Consider the following 19,356-nt stretch of genomic DNA (forward strand, 5'->3'; position numbering starts at 1 on the left):
GGGAAAGAATGAGTTTTTTTAAAAAATTAAAAGAAAAAATTTCGAAGCAAACAGATACGGTAACAGAGAAGTTTAAACAAGGTTTAGAGAAAACGAGAAACTCTTTTTCAGAAAAAGTAAATGATTTAGTATATCGTTATCGTAAAGTTGATGAAGAGTTCTTCGAAGAGTTAGAGGAAATTTTAATTGGTGCTGATGTGGGTGTATCCACAGTAATGGAGTTAATTGACCAATTAAGAGATGAAGTGAAACGTCGTAATATTCAAGATCCAAAAGAAGTGCAGGATGTTATTTCTGAAAAATTAATTGAGATTTATAAAGGTAACGGTAATTTTAATAATGAATTAAATATCCAAGATAACGCATTGACAGTTATTTTATTTGTTGGGGTAAACGGTGTTGGAAAAACAACAACGATTGGAAAAATGGCACATAAATTTAAAGCGGACGGGAAATCTGTATTATTAGCAGCTGGCGACACATTCCGTGCTGGTGCAATTGAGCAGTTAGAAGTGTGGGGAGAACGTGTTGATGTAGAGGTAATTAAACAAGGATCAGGTTCTGACCCAGCGGCTGTTATGTACGATGCAATTCAGGCTGCAAAATCGCGAAAAGTTGATGTTTTGTTATGTGATACGGCAGGTCGTTTGCAAAATAAAGTCAACTTGATGAAAGAGCTAGAGAAAGTAAAACGTGTAATCGAACGTGAAGTTCCTGGAGCTCCTCATGAAGTATTACTTGTCATTGATGCAACAACAGGTCAAAATGGTTTAAGCCAAGCGAAGACATTCCGCGAGGCGACAAATGTAACGGGAATTGTCTTAACGAAATTGGACGGAACTGCCAAAGGTGGAATTGTATTAGCAATTCGTAATGAAATGGATGTACCGGTGAAATTTGTTGGTCTAGGAGAACAAATGGATGACTTGCAAGCATTTGATCCAGAACAATATGTATATGGATTATTTGGGGACCTTGTAGAAAAGGAAGCAGAGTAAAGTGAAACTTCCAACAGTGGGGGGACTTACTGTCCGTTAATACGGGATAAAGTTAAGGTTTAATTCGTGATAGTTTATATATATAAATATAAGTTGAAAACTAATACAAAAATCAGTTTCGGTTTAAGTGTGCGAAAGCATCCGAATCATAGGAGCGGTCAGAGGTTTTTCTTGCTACGTGCAAGAGTTTAAAACATATGTAGAAAAAGAAGGAGCAGTGTTTATCGCTTCTTCTTTTTGGATTTAAATTAAGATGTTAAGAAAAAAACTTGACACACATTTCCTCTCCATGTAAACTAATTCATGTAAAGGTAATTCACTTAACAAAGGGTGATTCAACATGCTCGAAAAAACAACGCGAATGAATTATTTATTTGATTTTTATCAATCGTTGTTAACGCCAAAACAAAGAAGTTATATGTCACTTTACTATCTTGATGATCTATCGCTTGGTGAAATTGCCGAAGAATTTGAAGTAAGTCGCCAGGCAGTGTATGATAACATTAAACGGACAGAAGCGATGCTTGAAGAATATGAAGAAAAGTTATTATTACTTCAAAAGTTTCAAGAAAGGCAGCAACTTGTTGCAAAGTTAAAGCAGCTAATCAGCGAAGAAGAGCATGTAGATGAACAAGTTAAACAAGTTGTTGAAGCTATCGAAAATTTAGATTAGGAGGGCGGCAATATGGCATTTGAAGGATTAGCCGACCGACTTCAACAGACAATGCAAAAAATTCGCGGCAAAGGGAAAGTATCTGAAGCCGACGTAAAAGAAATGATGAGAGAAGTTCGTCTTGCACTTTTAGAAGCAGACGTTAACTTTAAAGTAGTAAAAGATTTTGTAAAGCGTGTGTCTGAACGTGCTGTCGGACAAGATGTAATGAAAAGTTTAACACCTGGACAGCAAGTTATTAAAGTAGTACAGGAAGAACTTACAGAATTAATGGGTGGGGAACAGAGTAAAATTGCTGTCTCTAACCGTCCGCCAACTGTTATTATGATGGTAGGCTTGCAAGGTGCGGGGAAAACGACGACAACAGGGAAGCTTGCGAATTTACTTCGTAAAAAGCATAATCGGAAACCAATGCTTGTTGCAGCTGATATTTATCGTCCAGCGGCAATTAAACAGCTTGAAACACTCGGTAAGCAATTGGATATGCCGGTTTTCTCATTAGGAGACAAAGTAAGTCCTGTTGAAATCGCAAAACAAGCAATTGCAAAAGCGAAAGAAGATCACCATGATTATGTTCTTATCGATACAGCAGGTCGTCTGCATATTGATGAAGAGCTTATGGATGAATTAGCACAAGTTAAAGAAGTAGCGAAACCGGATGAAATTTTCCTTGTTGTTGATGCAATGACAGGACAAGATGCGGTTAACGTTGCGCAAAGTTTCCATGAACAGCTTGGTTTAACAGGTGTGGTATTAACGAAATTAGATGGTGATACGCGCGGAGGTGCAGCACTATCTATTAAAGCTGTTACAAACACACCAATTAAATTTGCTGGTATGGGTGAGAAATTAGATGCACTAGAGGCATTCCATCCAGAACGCATGGCATCGCGTATTCTAGGTATGGGTGATGTTCTAACGTTAATTGAAAAGGCGCAGGCGACAGTTGATGAAGAAAAAGCAAGAGAACTTGAGCAAAAAATGCGCACACTTTCCTTTACGTTGGATGATTTTCTAGAGCAACTAGGACAAGTGCGTCAATTAGGACCACTTGATGAGCTACTAAATATGCTTCCTGGTGCTGGGAAAATTAAAGGATTAAAAAATGTCCAAGTTGATGAAAAGCAAATTGGACACATTGAAGCGATAATTCGCTCAATGACGAAATTAGAGCGTGAGCAACCGGAAATGATTAACGCTAGTCGTAAGAAACGTATTGCTAAAGGTAGCGGTACAACTGTACAAGAGATCAATCGTCTTTTGAAGCAATTTGAAGATATGAAAAAGATGATGAAAACGATGTCTGGTATGCAAAAAGGTAAGAAAAAAGGACTAGGTGGTTTGAAGTTTCCATTTATGTAAGGAAAAAAAGATGGCTCTGTTAAGAAATTATACTTTACAAAGGGTCACTCTTTTTGCTAATATTATTATCTGTGTGAAATATATTCGGAGGTGCTTTATAAATGGCAGTTAAAATTCGTTTAAAACGTATGGGAGCTAAAAAATCTCCTTTCTATCGTGTAGTTGTTGCAGATTCTCGTTCTCCTCGTGACGGACGTTTCATCGAGGAAATCGGAACTTATAACCCAGTTGCTCAGCCAGCTGAAGTTAAAATCAACGAAGAAGCAGCATTAAAATGGTTAGGAAACGGTGCGAAACCATCTGATACAGTTCGCAACCTTTTCTCTAAGCAAGGCATCATGGAGAAATTCCATTTAGCTAAACAAGGTAAGTAATTGAAGCAATGGCTATGTCAGGGTTAATCGAAACAATTGTTAAACCCCTTGTGGATCATCCTGAAGATGTAAAGGTTACACAGGAACTGTACAACGGAGAGATGAAGTATCGATTAACCGTACATCCTGAGGATGTGGGTAAAGTCATTGGGAAACAAGGGCGAGTTGCAAAAGCAATTCGAACGATCTTATATGCAGCGGGACATCATCAAAATGAAAAAGTTACGCTGGAAATTCAATAAGTACAAAAAGGGCGAGGATCTGTTCCTCACCCTTTTTTAACATTTTAAGATATATCGCATCTTCAGCAAAGAGAATGGAGATGCTAATGACATATAACGAACAGGGGTGACGTGCTGTTTATGACGAAATGGTTTAATGTAGGGAAAATTGTAAATACTCACGGTGTTAGAGGAGAAATACGTGTAGTTTCACGTACAGATTTTCCGGAAGAGCGTTATAAAGTAGGAAACACATTATACATATGGCAAGAGAAAGCTACTGCGCCATTATCTGTAAAGATTACTTCTCATCGTCAGCATAAGTCTTTTGATTTATTGACATTCGAAGGCTATAACAATGTAAATGAAGTAGAACAATTGAAAGGTTCTTTATTAAAAGTCCCAGAGGACCAGCTTGGAGAATTGGCTGAAGGGGAGTATTATTATCATGAAATTATTGGTTGTACCGTTGTAACGGAAGACGGAGAGACAATTGGTACAATTAAAGAAATTCTTTCTCCTGGCGCAAATGACGTTTGGGTCATCAAACAACCAAAAGGTCAAGATGTTTTAATCCCATATATTGAGGAAGTTGTCTTACAAGTAAACATTAACGAACAGCTTGTAATCATTCACGTGATGGAAGGATTACTGTAATGAAAATTGATATTTTGACATTGTTTCCAGAAATGTTTACAGGTGTCTTTGGTTCTTCTATATTAAAAAAAGCACAAGAAAAAGAAGCAGTGCAGCTAAGAGTTGTTAATTTTCGTGATTATTCAACTAATAAGCATAATAGTGTGGATGATTACCCATACGGCGGAGGAGCTGGAATGGTATTAACACCACAGCCTATTTTTGATGCTGTAGAAGAGTTAACGAAGGAAACGGAGCGTAAACCACGCGTTGTGTTAATGTGTCCGCAAGGAGAACGTTTTACACAAAAGAAAGCTGAAGAATTAGCTGAAGAAGAACATATAATTTTCATTTGTGGCCATTATGAAGGATATGATGAGCGTGTACGTGAACATCTTGTAACCGATGAAATTTCAATAGGTGATTATGTATTAACAGGCGGAGAATTGGCATCTATGGTTATTACAGATAGTGTTGTCCGCTTATTACCTGATGTTTTAGGAAATCAACAATCACAAATAGAAGATTCGTTTAGTACAGGCTTACTAGAACATCCACATTATACAAGACCAGCGGATTTTCGTGGAATGAAAGTACCGGATATACTTCTGTCCGGAAATCATAAATATATTGAAGAATGGCGCCATAAAGAATCATTGCGCCGTACCTTCATGCGCCGCCCTGATTTATTAGGGGAACGTAGTTTATCTAAACAAGAGGAAAAATGGTTAACAGAATTTAAAGAAGAGAAGTAAAAAAATGCTATTGCAACAAACTGAGCAATATGCTATTATAACACTTGTGCTACTTATAGAGAGTAGCCGTTAACAACGGTGTTCCGCTGTAATTTACGATATGACTTTGCATGAGCATCTGTTTGGAAGGAGAGAATTGAATATGCAACAATTAATCGCAGAAATTACAAAAAGCCAATTAAAAGCTGATTTACCTTCATTCCGTCCTGGTGATACTTTACGTGTACACGTAAAAGTAGTAGAGGGTACTCGTGAGAGAATTCAGATTTTTGAAGGTGTTGTAATTAAACGTCGTGGTGGCGGAATTAGCGAAACATTCACAGTTCGTAAGATTTCTTACGGTGTAGGTGTTGAACGTACATTCCCAGTTCACACGCCAAGAATCGCGAAAATCGAAGTACTTCGCCGTGGTAAAGTACGTCGTGCTAAGTTATACTACTTACGCAACCTTCGCGGTAAAAAAGCACGTATTAAAGAAATTCGATAAGACATGTATGGGAGCTTGTATTTGCAAGCTCCCTTTTTCCAATCTAGCTGTGTCTTTACTTACATACTAACAGCTTACATAATCGTGGAGGGGAATCGCATGACAAAACAAAAAAGTACGCTTTGGGAATGGACAAAAGCTATTTTGATTGCTGTTGTCTTAGCTTGGATTATTAGACAGTTTTTCTTTGCGCCAATTCTTGTAGATGGTGTATCTATGTCACCGACTCTTCATGATCGTGATCGTATGATTGTCAATAAAATAGGTTATCACATTGGAGATCCAAAACGCTTTGATATTATTGTGTTTCAAGCGACAGAAGATAAAGATTACATTAAACGTATCATTGGTTTGCCAGGTGATCAGATAGAATATCGAAACGACACACTCTATATTAATGGAAAACCGTATGAGGAGCCGTATTTAGATAAACAGAAAAAGCAGCTTGCTGATGGTCCGTTAACATATGATTTTAAGCTTGAAGAAATTACAGGGAAGACAACAGTTCCAAAAGGAGAGCTATTTGTATTAGGAGATAATCGCCGTTTTAGTAAGGATAGTCGTACAATTGGAACGATTTCAATAGACCAAGTAATTGGAAAAGCTAATATATTGTATTGGCCGTTCAAAGATGCGCAAATTGTAAAATGAATGTAGAAAAGAAGGTGTAAGTATGGTAATTCAATGGTTTCCTGGTCATATGGCCAAAGCAAGGCGCCAAGTAACAGAGAAATTAAAATTAATCGATGTGGTAATTGAACTTGTTGATGCAAGGTTGCCATTATCATCACGAAATCCAATGATTGATGAAATTATTACGCATAAGCCAAGACTTGTTGTTTTAAATAAAGCGGATATGGCAGATGATCGTGTAACAAAAGAATGGATTGCTTATTTTGGAGAAAAAGGCCATAAAGCAATTTCTATCAATGCTCAGGCAGGACAAGGTATGAAAGAAATTACAGCAGCTTGTAAAGATCTTGTTAAAGAAAAATTTGATAAAATGATTGCAAAAGGTATTAAACCAAGAGCGATTCGCGCTTTAATTGTCGGTATTCCAAATGTTGGGAAATCGACATTAATTAATAAATTAGCGAAGAAAAATATTGCGAAAACGGGCGATCGACCAGGTGTAACGACAGCGCAGCAATGGATTAAAGTTGGGAAAGAAATGGAACTATTAGATACGCCTGGTATTTTATGGCCGAAGTTTGAGGATGAAATGGTTGGACTTCGTCTCGCGACAACTGGAGCGATTAAAGATTCTATCTTAAATTTGCAAGATGTGGCTGTGTATGCACTTCGCTTTATGGAGAAACAGTATCCAGAACGTTTGGAAGAGCGTTATAAGTTAAATGAGATTCCAGAAGATATTGTAGAGTTATTTGATGCGATTGGGAAAAATAGAGGCTGTTTAATGGGTGGAGGACTTGTTGATTATGATAAAACGTCAGAACTTGTTCTTCGTGAGCTTCGCGGTGGTAAACTTGGGAAAATGACATTTGAAACACCAGAAGAAATAGTAGAAGAAGCATAGAGAGACACTTCTATTTAGTTCGTTTCATTCGATGAATTTTTTTGCCTGGCGTCTTTCATTTTTTCAGATGCAAAGATAAGGCATGTTATTGTTAAATGGGAGAGAAGAGGCACGCTATTGCGCGCCTTTTCTTACTTGTAGGAGGAACTACGTATGTCTAAAAAACAAACAATTCAAGAAATCGAAACTTTATTGCAGGAAATTGAACGAGAAGACGACGAGCGTTTTAGTATGTTATTAGAAGATGAACGAAAAGGCGTGCAGAGACTTATTTTAAAATGGAAAAAGCAGCAAGAGGATAAAGAAAAAGAAAGACGAAAATTCACTGAGATGTCAATATATGAGAATGCACTTCGTCAAAAGGGAATTGAATCTATTGTTGGTATTGATGAAGTCGGAAGAGGGCCATTAGCAGGACCTGTTGTTGCGGCTGCTGTAGTGCTTCCAGAAGAATTCTATATGCCTGGTTTGAATGATTCAAAAAAACTGAGTGAGGCAAAGCGTGAGCAGTTTTATGATGGAATTAAAGAGCAGGCGTTAGCAATTGGGATTGGAATTATTCCATCTCACGTTATTGATGAGATAAATATTTATCAAGCAACGAAACAAGCGATGTTAGAGGCTGTAAGCAATTTATCATGTGAACCAGAACATTTGCTAATTGATGCAATGGAACTTCCGATTTCTACTCCGCAAACGTCTATTATTAAGGGAGATGCGAAAAGTATTTCGATTTCAGCTGCATCTATCATCGCGAAAGTCACGAGAGATCGCATGATGAAGGAACTTGGAAAACGGTATCCCCAGTATGGATTTGAGCAACATATGGGTTATGGAACAAAACAACATTTACAAGCGATTGAAATTTATGGTGTGTTAGATGAACACCGAAAAACATTTGCTCCAATTAAAGATATGATTGAACAATAAGTTGTGAATTCGCAACTTATTTTTTTATTTTTGTATATTAACATTATTATTTTTAAAAAAGAATAAAGCGATTTCAGTTTTCAGACACTTTATTGTAGACAGCATCGCAATCATTTTATACAATGACAATGTAGTGTTTAAAAACATTAAAAAACTTTTCGAGAAAAACAGGAAAATAGGGGAGGATGGGACCATGAATATCCACGAGTATCAGGGTAAAGAAGTCCTTAGAAACTATGGGGTAAGCGTTCCGAACGGGAAGGTTGCCTTTACAGTAGAAGAAGCTGTAGAAGCAGCGCAAGAATTAGGAACAAGCGTATGTGTAGTAAAAGCGCAAATTCATGCTGGCGGACGCGGCAAAGCTGGCGGTGTAAAAGTAGCAAAGAACTTAGATGAAGTTCGTACATATGCAGAAGAAATTCTAGGGAAAACACTTGTAACCCATCAAACGGGTCCTGAAGGTAAAGAAGTAAAGCGCTTACTTATCGAAGAAGGATGCGACATTAAAAAAGAGTATTATGTTGGTCTTGTATTAGATCGAGCGACTTCTCAAGTTGTGTTAATGGCGTCTGAAGAAGGCGGAACAGAAATTGAGGAAGTAGCAGAGAAAACACCAGAAAAAATCTTTAAAGAATATATTGATCCTGCTGTAGGCCTACAAGGCTTCCAAGCGCGTCGTATTGCGTTTAATATCAATATTCCAAATGAGCTTGTTGGACAAGCTGTAAAGTTTATGATGGGCTTATACCGTGCGTTTATTGAAAAAGACTGTTCTATCGCAGAAATTAACCCGCTTGTTACAACAGGTGACGGAAAAGTAATGGCGTTAGATGCGAAATTAAACTTTGATTCTAATGCTTTATATCGCCATAAAGATATTTTAGAGCTTCGTGATCTTGATGAAGAAGATCCGAAAGAAGTAGAAGCTTCTAAATATGACTTGAACTATATTTCATTAGACGGAAATATTGGTTGTATGGTAAATGGTGCAGGACTTGCAATGGCAACGATGGATATTATTAAACATTATAACGGTGATCCAGCTAACTTCTTAGATGTTGGTGGCGGTGCTACAGCTGAAAAAGTTACTGAAGCCTTCAAAATTATTCTTTCTGACAAAAATGTAAAAGGTATTTTCGTTAACATTTTTGGCGGTATTATGAAATGTGATGTAATTGCAGAAGGTGTTATCGAAGCGACAAAACAAGTAGGTCTTGAATTACCGCTTGTTGTTCGTTTAGAAGGTACAAATGTAGAGCTAGGAAAGAAAATTTTAAATGAATCTGGCTTAAATATTGTTGCAGCAGAATCTATGGCAGACGGTGCACAAAAAATTGTTTCACTAGTAGGCTAATAGAAAGCGGGGGAGAAAAAATGAGCGTATTAGTTAATAAAGATACAAAAGTTATTGTACAAGGTATTACAGGTTCTCAAGGTTTATTTCATACAAAACAAATGATTGAATACGGTACGAAAATTGTCGGTGGTGTAACGCCTGGTAAAGGTGGTACTGAAATCGAAGGTGTACCAGTATTTAATACAGTAGAAGACGCTGTAAAAGCGACAGGTGCAAATGCTTCTGTTGTATACGTTCCACCTGCTTTTGCTGCGGATGCAATTATGGAAGCTGTTGATGCAGAACTTGATCTAGTAGTCTGTATTACAGAAGGTATCCCTGTATTAGATATGGTAAATGTTAAGAAATATATGGATGGCAAAAAGACACGTCTTCTTGGACCGAACTGTCCAGGTGTTATTACGCCAGATGAGTGTAAGATTGGTATTATGCCAGGATACATTCATAAAAAAGGTCATGTTGGTATCGTATCTCGTTCAGGTACGTTAACTTATGAAGCTGTACATCAATTAACACAAGAAGGAATCGGTCAATCAACTGCAGTTGGTATCGGCGGAGACCCTGTTAATGGTACAAACTTCATCGATGCTTTAAAAGCATTCAATGAAGACGAAGAGACACATGCTGTTATTATGATTGGTGAAATCGGTGGAACGGCAGAAGAAGAAGCTGCTGAATGGGTAAAAGTAAACATGACAAAACCTGTTGTTGGCTTTATTGGTGGCCAAACAGCACCTCCTGGAAAACGTATGGGCCATGCTGGTGCGATTATTTCTGGTGGTAAAGGTACAGCTGCTGAAAAGATTAAAACAATGGAAGCATGCGGTATTAAAGTTGCTGAAACACCAGCTGTTATGGGCGAAACTTTAATTTCTGTTTTAAAAGAAAAAGGCTTATTTGAAACTTGTAAAAATTATTAATTATTAAGAAAGACACCTTCTGTAAAAGAGGGTGTCTTTTATCCCTTTTGTAGTTAACATAATAATAATTATGGGTAAGGAGAATGAGTATGAAACGTGAAAGATTATTACATCTTCACTACTTCTTGGCAGATCAGTGGAAAGTACTGAGACGCTTATTGGCTATTGATCCTCAGTTAACAGAAATTTATTCCTTTCAAGCTCCTCAAATTGAAAAACACCTTGGGTTATCTATCCAAAAAGCTGCTACACTTGTTTCTTACCTGCAAAAAACAACGCCTTCTTTCTACATTCAACAATTACAAGATGAACACGTTTTTTACATGACGATATGGGATGACGATTATCCGAGTTTATTACGAGAAATCCCTGATCCACCATATGTTTTATATGGAAAGGGGAAGAAAGATTTATTGCAATGGTCAAAAAAATTAGCTGTTGTTGGAACGCGAAATCCGTCTTTATACGGAAAAGGAAGCATACAATCTATTTTACAACCGCTTATGAATAATCAATGGCTAATCGTGAGTGGTCTAGCAAATGGAATTGATACAATTGCGCATGAAATTGCAGTAGAACACTCCTTTGCGACAATTGCAGTATTAGGACATGGTTTACAATATATGTATCCAAAGAGAAATCAAGGTTTTCATGAGAAATGGAAAGATCAAGTTTTGCTTGTAACGGAGTATCCTCCGCATTATGCACCACAAAAATGGTATTTTCCGAGACGAAACCGTATTATAAGTGGACTTTGCCAAGGTGTTCTCGTAGTAGAGGCGAAAGCGCGGAGTGGTTCTCTTATAACAGCGGATTGCGCCTTAGAGCAAAATAGAGAGGTGTTTGCCATGCCGGGGCCTAATTATATTGAGAGTGCGGTTGGAACGAATCAGCTCATCCAACAAGGAGCAAAATTAGTTCAATGTGCCGAAGATGTGATACAAGAACTTTCAAATTATAAAATGAATCCATTTTAATTTATTGACATATAGATTACTTCTATACAGAAAAAAAGGAGTATGCACCCGTTTTCTTCTTTTGTTTTCACTTCGCGTTTGGCAGAAAAAGGCCCCAATCGCTTCTATGCACGGCCGGATGCTCTCGCCTGTCTAAAAAGAAAGGGCTTTAAGTCGTTTTTAAACTTGAATTTATATAGTATATTTCATGTTTTTTATTAAACAATTATTGACAAATAGTAGATAGTCACTGTATGTTATATTCATTGTTGATTGACAAAAGCGAGAGAAATCAATAATATTAGTCAATAATCCGTCCAAAAAGTTTTAGAAACTTTGAGGAAGGAGCTTTTGTGTGAATAAAGATGAAGACTTGAATCCACCTCTTAAGGAGGCACTAGCATGTCAGATTACCTTGTAATCGTGGAGTCGCCTTCTAAGGCGAAAACCATTGAAAAATATTTAGGGAAAAAATACAAAGTAGTCGCGTCAATGGGCCATGTTCGCGATTTACCTAAAAGCCAAACGGGGATAGATGTGAAAAATAATTTTACCCCGAAGTATATTACCATTCGTGGTAAAGGGCCTGTTTTAAAAGATTTGAAAACAGCGGCAAAAAAAGTAAAAAAAGTGTATCTTGCAGCCGATCCAGATCGCGAAGGAGAAGCGATTGCTTGGCATTTAGCAAATACGCTGAACGTAGATGTGGAGTCGGATTGCCGAGTTGTATTTAATGAAATTACCAAAGATGCTATTAAAGAATCTTTTAAACATCCTCGTGCAATTAATATGGATTTAGTGGATGCACAGCAAGCAAGACGCGTACTTGATAGACTTGTTGGTTATAATATTAGTCCTTTATTATGGAAGAAAGTAAAAAAAGGATTAAGTGCAGGTCGTGTGCAGTCTGTTGCAGTTCGCTTAATTATAGAACGCGAAAAAGAAATTCAAGCGTTTATACCAGAAGAATTCTGGACAATTAAAACTGAATTTGTAAAAGGGAAAGAGACGTTTGAAGCGGCCTTTTATGGAATAAACGGGGAAAAAGTTGAATTAACAAATGAACAACAAGTAAATGAAATCATTGAAAAAATGCGAGAAAACGCGTTTTCAGTTGAAAATGTAACGAAAAAAGAGCGTAAACGTAATTCGGCATTACCGTTTACGACATCTTCTCTGCAACAAGAAGCTGCAAGAAAGTTAAATATGCGAGCAAAGAAAACGATGATGCTTGCACAGCAGCTTTATGAAGGTATTGATATTGGAAAGCAAGGAACAGTTGGATTAATTACTTATATGAGAACGGATTCAACGAGAATTTCAGAAACGGCACAACAAGAAGCACGTTCTTATATTGAAGAAGCATTTGGTGCAGACTACATAGGAGCACAAAAAAAGAAAGAATCGAAAAAAGCGAAAGCACAAGATGCGCATGAAGCAATTCGTCCGTCATCTGTTTTGCGTAAGCCTGATGAACTAAAAAGTTACTTGAGCCGTGACCAATATCGTTTATATAAACTGATTTGGGAGCGATTTGTTGCAAGTCAAATGGCATCAGCTATAATGGATACCGTTACAGCTACACTGATAAACAATTCTGTTCAATTTCGTGCACATGGATCTGTTGTGAAGTTCCCAGGATTTATGAAGGTATACGTGGAATCGAAAGATGACGGGACAGAAGAGAAGGATAAAATGTTACCGCATCTAGATATAGGAGAAACGGTCTTCTCTAAAGATGTTGAACCGAAACAGCACTTTACACAGCCGCCACCGCGTTATACAGAGGCACGTTTAGTAAAAACGTTAGAGGAACTTGGAATTGGTAGGCCGTCTACATATGTACCGACGCTAGAAACAATTCAAAAACGAGGGTATGTAGGATTAGACAATAAGCGATTTGTTCCGACTGAACTTGGCGAAATTGTAACCGAACTTATTTTAGAGTTTTTCCCTGAAATTATTAACATTGAGTTTACAGCTAATATGGAGAAAAATCTTGATGAAGTGGAAGAGGGAAACGCAAATTGGGTACAAATTGTCGACGATTTCTACCAAGAGTTTGAGCCGCGTTTGGAAAAAGCGGAGAAAGAAATGCGCGAAGTAGAAATTAAAGATGAACCTGCTGGGGAAGACTGTGAACTGTGTGGTCACCCAATGGTCTTCAAAATGGGTAAATTCGGAAAGTTCATGGCTTGTTCTAATTTCCCAGATTGCCGAAATACAAAGCCGATTGTAAAAGAAATCGGTGTTACATGTCCAAAATGTAATGAAGGACAAATTATTGAACGACGAAGCAACAAAAAGAAACGTCTTTTTTACGGCTGTGGTACATACCCAGAGTGTGACTTTGTTTCTTGGGATAAACCGATTGGTCGAAAGTGTCCAAAGTGCGAAGGTATGCTTGTTGAGAAGAAGTTGAAAAAGGGCGTTCAAGTACAGTGTATTTCTTGTGATTATGAAGAAGAACAACAAATGTGAGCCTACCAGCTCACATTTTTTTCGGGAAATGCAAAAAGAAAGGTGAGATACATGACAACACAAGTAGTAAACGTAATTGGCGCAGGTCTTGCGGGAAGTGAAGCGGCTTATCAAATTGCAAAGCGCGGGGTTCAAGTAAGGCTATATGAAATGCGACCAGTAAAACAAACACCAGCTCATCATACAGATAAATTTGCCGAGCTTGTATGCAGTAACTCGCTTCGTGCAAATACATTAACAAACGCGGTCGGCGTAATTAAAGAAGAGATGCGCCGTATGGATTCTGTTATTATTCGCGCGGCAGACGAATGTTCTGTGCCAGCAGGCGGTGCGCTAGCTGTAGACCGTCATGAATTTGCGTCCAAGGTAACGGAATATGTGAAAAATCACCCGAACGTGACGGTAATGAATGAAGAAATTACAGAAATTCCAGAAGGACCTACTGTAATTGCGACGGGCCCTCTTACTTCAGCAAATCTAGCGGCGCAACTGAAAGAGCTAACAGGTGAGGATTATTTTTACTTCTATGATGCGGCAGCGCCAATTTTAGAAAAAGATAGCATTGATATGGAGAAAGTATATTTAAAATCCCGTTATGACAAAGGGGAAGCAGCATATTTAAACTGTCCGATGACAGAGGAAGAATTTAATCGTTTTTACGATGCGTTAATTGCCGCAGAAACAGTGCCATTAAAAGAATTTGAGAAGGAAATTTTCTTTGAAGGGTGTATGCCGGTAGAAGTCATGGCAAGCCGTGGTAGACAAACGTTATTATTTGGACCGATGAAACCAGTCGGATTAGAAGATCCGAAAACAGGGAAAACACCGTATGCTGTTGTTCAATTGCGTCAAGACGATGCAGCAGGAACGTTGTACAATATTGTTGGCTTCCAAACACACTTGAAGTGGGGACCACAAAAAGAAGTGTTACAATTGATTCCTGGATTAGAAAATGCAGAAATCGTACGTTATGGTGTGATGCATCGTAATACATTTATTAATTCACCGAAATTACTTCGTCCAACGTACCAATATAAAAATCGCGATGATTTATTCTTTGCGGGACAAATGACTGGGGTAGAGGGATACGTAGAATCAGCTGCTTCGGGCTTATTAGCAGGTGTAAATGCAGCGCGGCTTGTGAAAGGTGAAGAACCGATTGTTTTACCAGCAGTAACAGCAATGGGGAGTATGGCGAATTATATTACAACGACGAATGTGAAAAACTTCCAACCGATGAACGCGAATTTTGGGCTATTTGCACCGCTAGAAAAGAAAATAAAAAAGAAGCAAGAACGTAATGAAGCATATGCGAATCGTGCATTAGAAACAATTCAAAATTTTGTAAATATTTAGTCAAATTTCTTGCAAAGGCTACTAAATTGTGATACGATTTAGTAGCCTTTATTGAGGTGAAGAGAATGAATGAAGATGTGAATAAAATGTTACAATTATTCGTCGGATATTTACAAATTGAAAGAAATTATTCAAAATATACAATTGCAAGTTATCAAAACGATGTAGAACATTTTATACAATTTATGAAGCGAGAAGGTATTTTGACTTTTGAGGATGTTACGTATACTGATGTTCGTTTATATTTAACAACTTTGCATACTGAAAAGTTAGCAAGGAAGTCTGTATCGCGAAAAATCTCGAGTTTGCGTAGTTTGTATCGCTTCTTGATGCGTGAAGGATATCGGGAAGATAATCCATTTGCACTTGCCACGCTTCCGAAAAAAGAATGGTCAATTCCAAAATTTTTGTACGATGAAGAGTTAGAAAAGTTATTTGAAGTTTCGGATACTTCTGAACCACTAGGGCAAAGAGATCAAGCTCTATTGGAACTTATGTATGCGACAGGTATTCGTGTAAGCGAATTCGTGAATATGCAGCTTGCGGATATTGACTTTTCAACAGGTACGATTTTGGTGACAGGGAAAGGAAAGAAACAACGTTATGTTCCCTTCGGTAGTTATGCACAAGATGCTTTACTAACTTACATAGAAAACGGGAGGAAACAATTGGAGAAAAAATCGCAAGAACACTCTCAAATGGTGTTTTTAAATGCGAAAGGTACGCCGCTAACTGATCGAGGTGTTCGATATATTTTAAATGAACTAATAAAAAGAACATCCCTTACAATGCATATAAGTCCGCATATGTTAAGACATACATTTGCAACCCATATGTTAAATGAAGGGGCAGATTTAAGAGCTATACAAGAATTATTAGGACATGAAAATTTATCGGCGACACAAATTTATACGCACGTCTCAAAAGAAAGATTACGCTCGGTTTACATGATGCACCATCCTCGCGCATAAATTGCTTTTAAAAGTTATAAAGTGAAACTACTACCAGTGAAGAAGAATCTTCTTCTTTCTCACTAATAGTTAGTTGTACCAATCGAGCGCTTGCGGGTAGTTAACTCCCAAGTACCTTTTTTGATTTATCAGAATTTTGAAGTTGGAGTCTAAGTGCCTGTTAGCAGCAGGATAAAAACAAATAAAGGAGTTTTTTTATGGGAAACTTCCATGCTACAACGATATTTGCGATTCACCATAATGGAGAATGTGCAATGGCTGGTGACGGGCAAGTTACGCTTGGAAATGCTGTTGTTATGAAGCATACAGCTCGTAAAGTTCGAAAATTATTTCATGGTAAAGTGTTAGCTGGTTTTGCGGGTTCTGTTGCAGATGCTTTTACACTATTTGAGATGTTCGAAGGAAAGCTTGAGGAATACAATGGCAATTTACAACGAGCTGCGGTAGAAATGGCAAAGCAGTGGCGGGGAGATAAGATGCTTCGCCAATTAGAGGCAATGTTAATTGTTATGGATAAAAATACGCTGTTGCTTGTTTCAGGAACTGGTGAAGTGATTGAACCTGATGATGGCATTTTAGCAATTGGTTCTGGTGGGCATTACGCACTTGCGGCAGGACGCGCTTTAAAACAACATGCAGGTTCCCATTTTACAGCAAGAGAAATTGCGAAGGCGAGTTTAGAAATCGCTAGCAATATTTGTGTATATACAAACGAAAATATTATTGTGGAAGAACTGTAGAACTGTAAGGGAGGCATTTTATATGCATTTACATTTTACTCCGCGACAAATTGTAGAAAAATTAGATCAATATATTATTGGTCAAAAAGATGCGAAAAAAGCAGTGGCAGTGGCACTTAGAAATCGTTATCGCCGCAGTAAATTGGCAGAAGGACTTCGCGATGAAATTGCACCAAAAAACATTTTAATGATTGGACCGACAGGGGTCGGAAAAACAGAGGTAGCGCGTCGTATTGCAAAGCTTGTTGGTGCTCCCTTTATTAAAGTAGAGGCAACAAAGTTTACGGAAGTAGGCTATGTTGGTCGTGATGTTGAATCTATGGTTCGTGATCTTGTGGAAACGTCTGTTCGGATTGTAAAAGAAGAAAAAATGATTCATGTTAAAGACAAAGCGGAAGAGCAAGCTAATCAACGAATTGTAGAAATTTTAGTACCGCATAAACAAAAAGAATCAGGGTTTAAAAATCCGTTAGAAATGTTATTTGGCGGATATCAGAACCAAAACACCGCTCCGACATCGGAAAAGCAGGATGAGAGAGAAGTGGAGCAAAAACGAAAAGAAGTAGAAAAGCAACTCGCTTCTGGTTTACTCGAAGATGAAATGATTACAATTGAAGTGACAGAACAGCAATCATCTATGTTCGATATGTTTCAAGGTACAGGAATGGAACAGATGGGCATGAATTTTCAAGATGCACTTGGAAGTTTTATGCCGAAAAAAACGAAAAAACGTAAACTTTCTGTAAAAGAAGCAAGAAAAGTCTTGACAAATGAAGAGGCACAGCGCTTAATTGATATGGATGAAGTTACACAAGAAGCCGTTTATCGTGCTGAACAACTTGGGATTATTTTTATTGATGAGATTGACAAAATTGCTGGTAAACAATCGAATAGCGTTGATGTATCACGTGAAGGCGTGCAGCGAGACATCTTACCCATTGTGGAAGGATCGACTGTTGTGACGAAATATGGACCGATAAGAACGGATTATGTTTTATTCATTGCAGCAGGCGCTTTTCATATGTCAAAGCCGTCAGATTTAATTCCAGAATTGCAAGGAAGATTCCCGATTCGCGTAGAGTTGACGAAATTGACAGCGGACGATTTTGTGAAAATCCTTGTTGAGCCAGATAATGCTTTAGTAAAACAATATATAGCATTATTGGAAACTGAAGGTATAGAAATTGAATTTTCTGACGAAGCTATTCGTAAGATTGCCGAGATTGCCTATCAAGTCAATCAAGACACAGATAATATTGGAGCAAGAAGGCTCCATACCATTATGGAAAAACTTCTTGAAGATTTATCGTTTGAAGCATCTGAAATTACGTTAGAAAAGGTAACGATAACACCTCAGTATGTAGAGGAAAAATTAGCGACGATTGCTAAAAATAAAGATGTGAGCCAGTTTATTTTGTAATAGTATCATCAGGTGACTCGCCCTAGTTTCCAAGTGATTAAAACTATGTGAATAATGTGTAGGAGGAAATTTAGAAATGGAATTATTAGCAAAAACAAGAAAATTAAATGCGTTATTACAGAGCGCAGCAGGAAAACCAGTAAACTTTAGAGAAATGGCTGACACAATGTGTGAAGTAATCGAGGCGAACGTGTTTATTGTAAGTCGTCGTGGGAAATTATTGGGATATGCAATTCACCAACAAATTGAAAACGAACGCATGAAACAAATGCTTGCTGAGCGTCAGTTCCCAGAAGAATATACAAAGAACTTATTCAATGTAACTGAAACATCTCCAAACCTAGAAGTAAACAGTGAGTATACAGCGTTCCCTGTAGAAAACAGAGAGCTATTTGGTCAAGGTTTAACAACTATCGTGCCAATCGTTGGTGGTGGTGAGCGTCTAGGTACATTAGTATTAGCGCGTCTTGGTCAAGAATTTTTAGATGATGATTTAATTCTTGCTGAATATAGTGCTACTGTAGTAGGTATGGAGATTCTACGTGAAAAAGCAGAGGAAATTGAAGAAGAAGCACGTAGTAAAGCCGTTGTACAAATGGCGATTAGCTCATTATCATACAGTGAACTAGAAGCAATTGAACATATTTTCGAAGAGTTAAATGGAACAGAAGGTTTACTTGTTGCAAGTAAAATTGCTGATCGTGTAGGTATTACACGTTCTGTAATTGTAAACGCACTTCGTAAGTTAGAAAGTGCTGGTGTAATTGAATCTCGTTCTTTAGGTATGAAAGGAACTTACATCAAAGTATTAAATGACAAGTTTTTACATGAGCTTGCGAAATTAAAAACAAACTAATTTTTATAAATGAAGAACCCTTCTGCAACATACAGAAGGGTTCTTTTTTGTTGGTAACAGAAAAGAAGAGTTTGTTATTGGAAGCTTCACTGTATCATTAAATAGCTTAAAGATAGTAAGGAATGGTAATACTATATATAAGTTAAATAACAACATACCCCCCCTTTTTTAGGAGAGATTGTGTATAGAAGCGGTCAAGGCCCTTTCCTGCCACGTGCGAGATTTAAACAAAAGAGAGCAAGTAAGTATAGATCATGTTGTATTCTGCATAGCAGCCACTTATAAGTCGAAAAATGAAAATGGGTTTATAGATAAAGAGTGTGCAT

Annotated in this window: 20 protein-coding genes; all 20 read left to right on the forward strand. The window is 37.6% G+C overall.

The genetic code is table 11. The features are described 5' to 3' along the window. Positions 1-8: 8 nt before the first annotated feature. Positions 9-998 carry a signal recognition particle-docking protein FtsY gene (gene ftsY / locus AB1280_RS02660; RefSeq protein ID WP_272188164.1) on the forward strand — a complete coding sequence of 330 codons (990 nt, stop codon included), beginning with the start codon at positions 9-11 and terminating at the stop codon, positions 996-998. Positions 999-1,338: 340 nt separating this feature from the next. Continuing rightward, positions 1,339-1,671 (forward strand): putative DNA-binding protein, encoded by a 333-nt coding sequence (locus AB1280_RS02665; protein ID WP_020059181.1) that lies wholly within the window; start codon positions 1,339-1,341, stop codon positions 1,669-1,671. Positions 1,672-1,683: 12 nt separating this feature from the next. Continuing rightward, positions 1,684-3,033 carry a signal recognition particle protein gene (ffh, locus tag AB1280_RS02670; RefSeq protein WP_272188163.1) on the forward strand — a complete coding sequence of 450 codons (1,350 nt, stop codon included), beginning with the start codon at positions 1,684-1,686 and terminating at the stop codon, positions 3,031-3,033. 101 nt (positions 3,034-3,134) lie between these two features. Beyond that, the gene (gene rpsP / locus AB1280_RS02675) at positions 3,135-3,407 is read left to right on the forward strand and encodes a 30S ribosomal protein S16 (protein ID WP_272188162.1); all 273 of its coding nucleotides are present in this window, start codon (positions 3,135-3,137) and stop codon (positions 3,405-3,407) included. Between the two features lie 14 nt (positions 3,408-3,421). Further along, complete coding sequence (locus AB1280_RS02680; protein WP_090913677.1) at positions 3,422-3,649, forward strand: KH domain-containing protein; 228 nt, start codon at positions 3,422-3,424, stop codon at positions 3,647-3,649. A gap of 120 nt (positions 3,650-3,769) precedes the next feature. Next, entirely contained in the window at positions 3,770-4,285 is a 516-nt protein-coding gene (gene rimM / locus AB1280_RS02685) for a ribosome maturation factor RimM (protein WP_272188161.1), read from the forward strand. Continuing rightward, positions 4,285-5,019, forward strand: a complete 735-nt coding sequence (gene trmD, locus AB1280_RS02690; RefSeq protein WP_272188160.1) for a tRNA (guanosine(37)-N1)-methyltransferase TrmD — start codon at positions 4,285-4,287, stop codon at positions 5,017-5,019. The genes rimM and trmD overlap by 1 nt, the downstream gene beginning before the upstream one ends. A gap of 142 nt (positions 5,020-5,161) precedes the next feature. Next, positions 5,162-5,506, forward strand: coding sequence for a 50S ribosomal protein L19 (gene rplS / locus AB1280_RS02695; RefSeq protein ID WP_272188159.1), 345 nt, complete (start codon positions 5,162-5,164; stop codon positions 5,504-5,506). Between the two features lie 99 nt (positions 5,507-5,605). Beyond that, the gene (lepB, locus tag AB1280_RS02700; protein ID WP_272188158.1) at positions 5,606-6,157 is read left to right on the forward strand and encodes a signal peptidase I; all 552 of its coding nucleotides are present in this window, start codon (positions 5,606-5,608) and stop codon (positions 6,155-6,157) included. 22 nt (positions 6,158-6,179) lie between these two features. Next, positions 6,180-7,043, forward strand: a complete 864-nt coding sequence (gene ylqF, locus AB1280_RS02705; RefSeq protein WP_429754799.1) for a ribosome biogenesis GTPase YlqF — start codon at positions 6,180-6,182, stop codon at positions 7,041-7,043. Between the two features lie 153 nt (positions 7,044-7,196). Next, positions 7,197-7,973 (forward strand): ribonuclease HII, encoded by a 777-nt coding sequence (locus tag AB1280_RS02710; RefSeq protein ID WP_272188156.1) that lies wholly within the window; start codon positions 7,197-7,199, stop codon positions 7,971-7,973. Between the two features lie 193 nt (positions 7,974-8,166). Next, entirely contained in the window at positions 8,167-9,327 is a 1,161-nt protein-coding gene (sucC, locus tag AB1280_RS02715) for an ADP-forming succinate--CoA ligase subunit beta (RefSeq protein WP_429754800.1), read from the forward strand. Positions 9,328-9,347: 20 nt separating this feature from the next. Further along, positions 9,348-10,250, forward strand: coding sequence for a succinate--CoA ligase subunit alpha (gene sucD / locus AB1280_RS02720; RefSeq protein ID WP_272188155.1), 903 nt, complete (start codon positions 9,348-9,350; stop codon positions 10,248-10,250). 89 nt (positions 10,251-10,339) lie between these two features. Then, positions 10,340-11,227: a DNA-processing protein DprA gene (dprA, locus tag AB1280_RS02725; protein WP_429754801.1), complete on the forward strand. Its 888-nt coding sequence runs from the start codon at positions 10,340-10,342 to the stop codon at positions 11,225-11,227. Between the two features lie 381 nt (positions 11,228-11,608). Continuing rightward, the gene (gene topA, locus AB1280_RS02730; protein WP_272188153.1) at positions 11,609-13,687 is read left to right on the forward strand and encodes a type I DNA topoisomerase; all 2,079 of its coding nucleotides are present in this window, start codon (positions 11,609-11,611) and stop codon (positions 13,685-13,687) included. 51 nt (positions 13,688-13,738) lie between these two features. Further along, a complete protein-coding gene (trmFO, locus tag AB1280_RS02735; RefSeq protein WP_429754802.1) occupies positions 13,739-15,043 on the forward strand; it encodes an FADH(2)-oxidizing methylenetetrahydrofolate--tRNA-(uracil(54)-C(5))-methyltransferase TrmFO in 1,305 nt (434 codons plus the stop codon). A 65-nt stretch (positions 15,044-15,108) separates the two neighbouring features. Then, a complete protein-coding gene (gene xerC / locus AB1280_RS02740; protein ID WP_429754803.1) occupies positions 15,109-16,014 on the forward strand; it encodes a tyrosine recombinase XerC in 906 nt (301 codons plus the stop codon). Positions 16,015-16,211: 197 nt separating this feature from the next. Then, entirely contained in the window at positions 16,212-16,754 is a 543-nt protein-coding gene (gene hslV / locus AB1280_RS02745) for an ATP-dependent protease subunit HslV (RefSeq protein ID WP_098916215.1), read from the forward strand. A 22-nt stretch (positions 16,755-16,776) separates the two neighbouring features. Continuing rightward, the gene (gene hslU, locus AB1280_RS02750; RefSeq protein ID WP_429754804.1) at positions 16,777-18,174 is read left to right on the forward strand and encodes an ATP-dependent protease ATPase subunit HslU; all 1,398 of its coding nucleotides are present in this window, start codon (positions 16,777-16,779) and stop codon (positions 18,172-18,174) included. Between the two features lie 76 nt (positions 18,175-18,250). After that, positions 18,251-19,030 carry a GTP-sensing pleiotropic transcriptional regulator CodY gene (gene codY, locus AB1280_RS02755; RefSeq protein ID WP_429754805.1) on the forward strand — a complete coding sequence of 260 codons (780 nt, stop codon included), beginning with the start codon at positions 18,251-18,253 and terminating at the stop codon, positions 19,028-19,030. Positions 19,031-19,356 lie beyond the last annotated feature (326 nt).

The organism is Bacillus sp. S10(2024) (assembly GCF_050473865.1).
Classification (GTDB): Bacteria; Bacillota; Bacilli; order Bacillales; family Bacillaceae_G; genus Bacillus_A.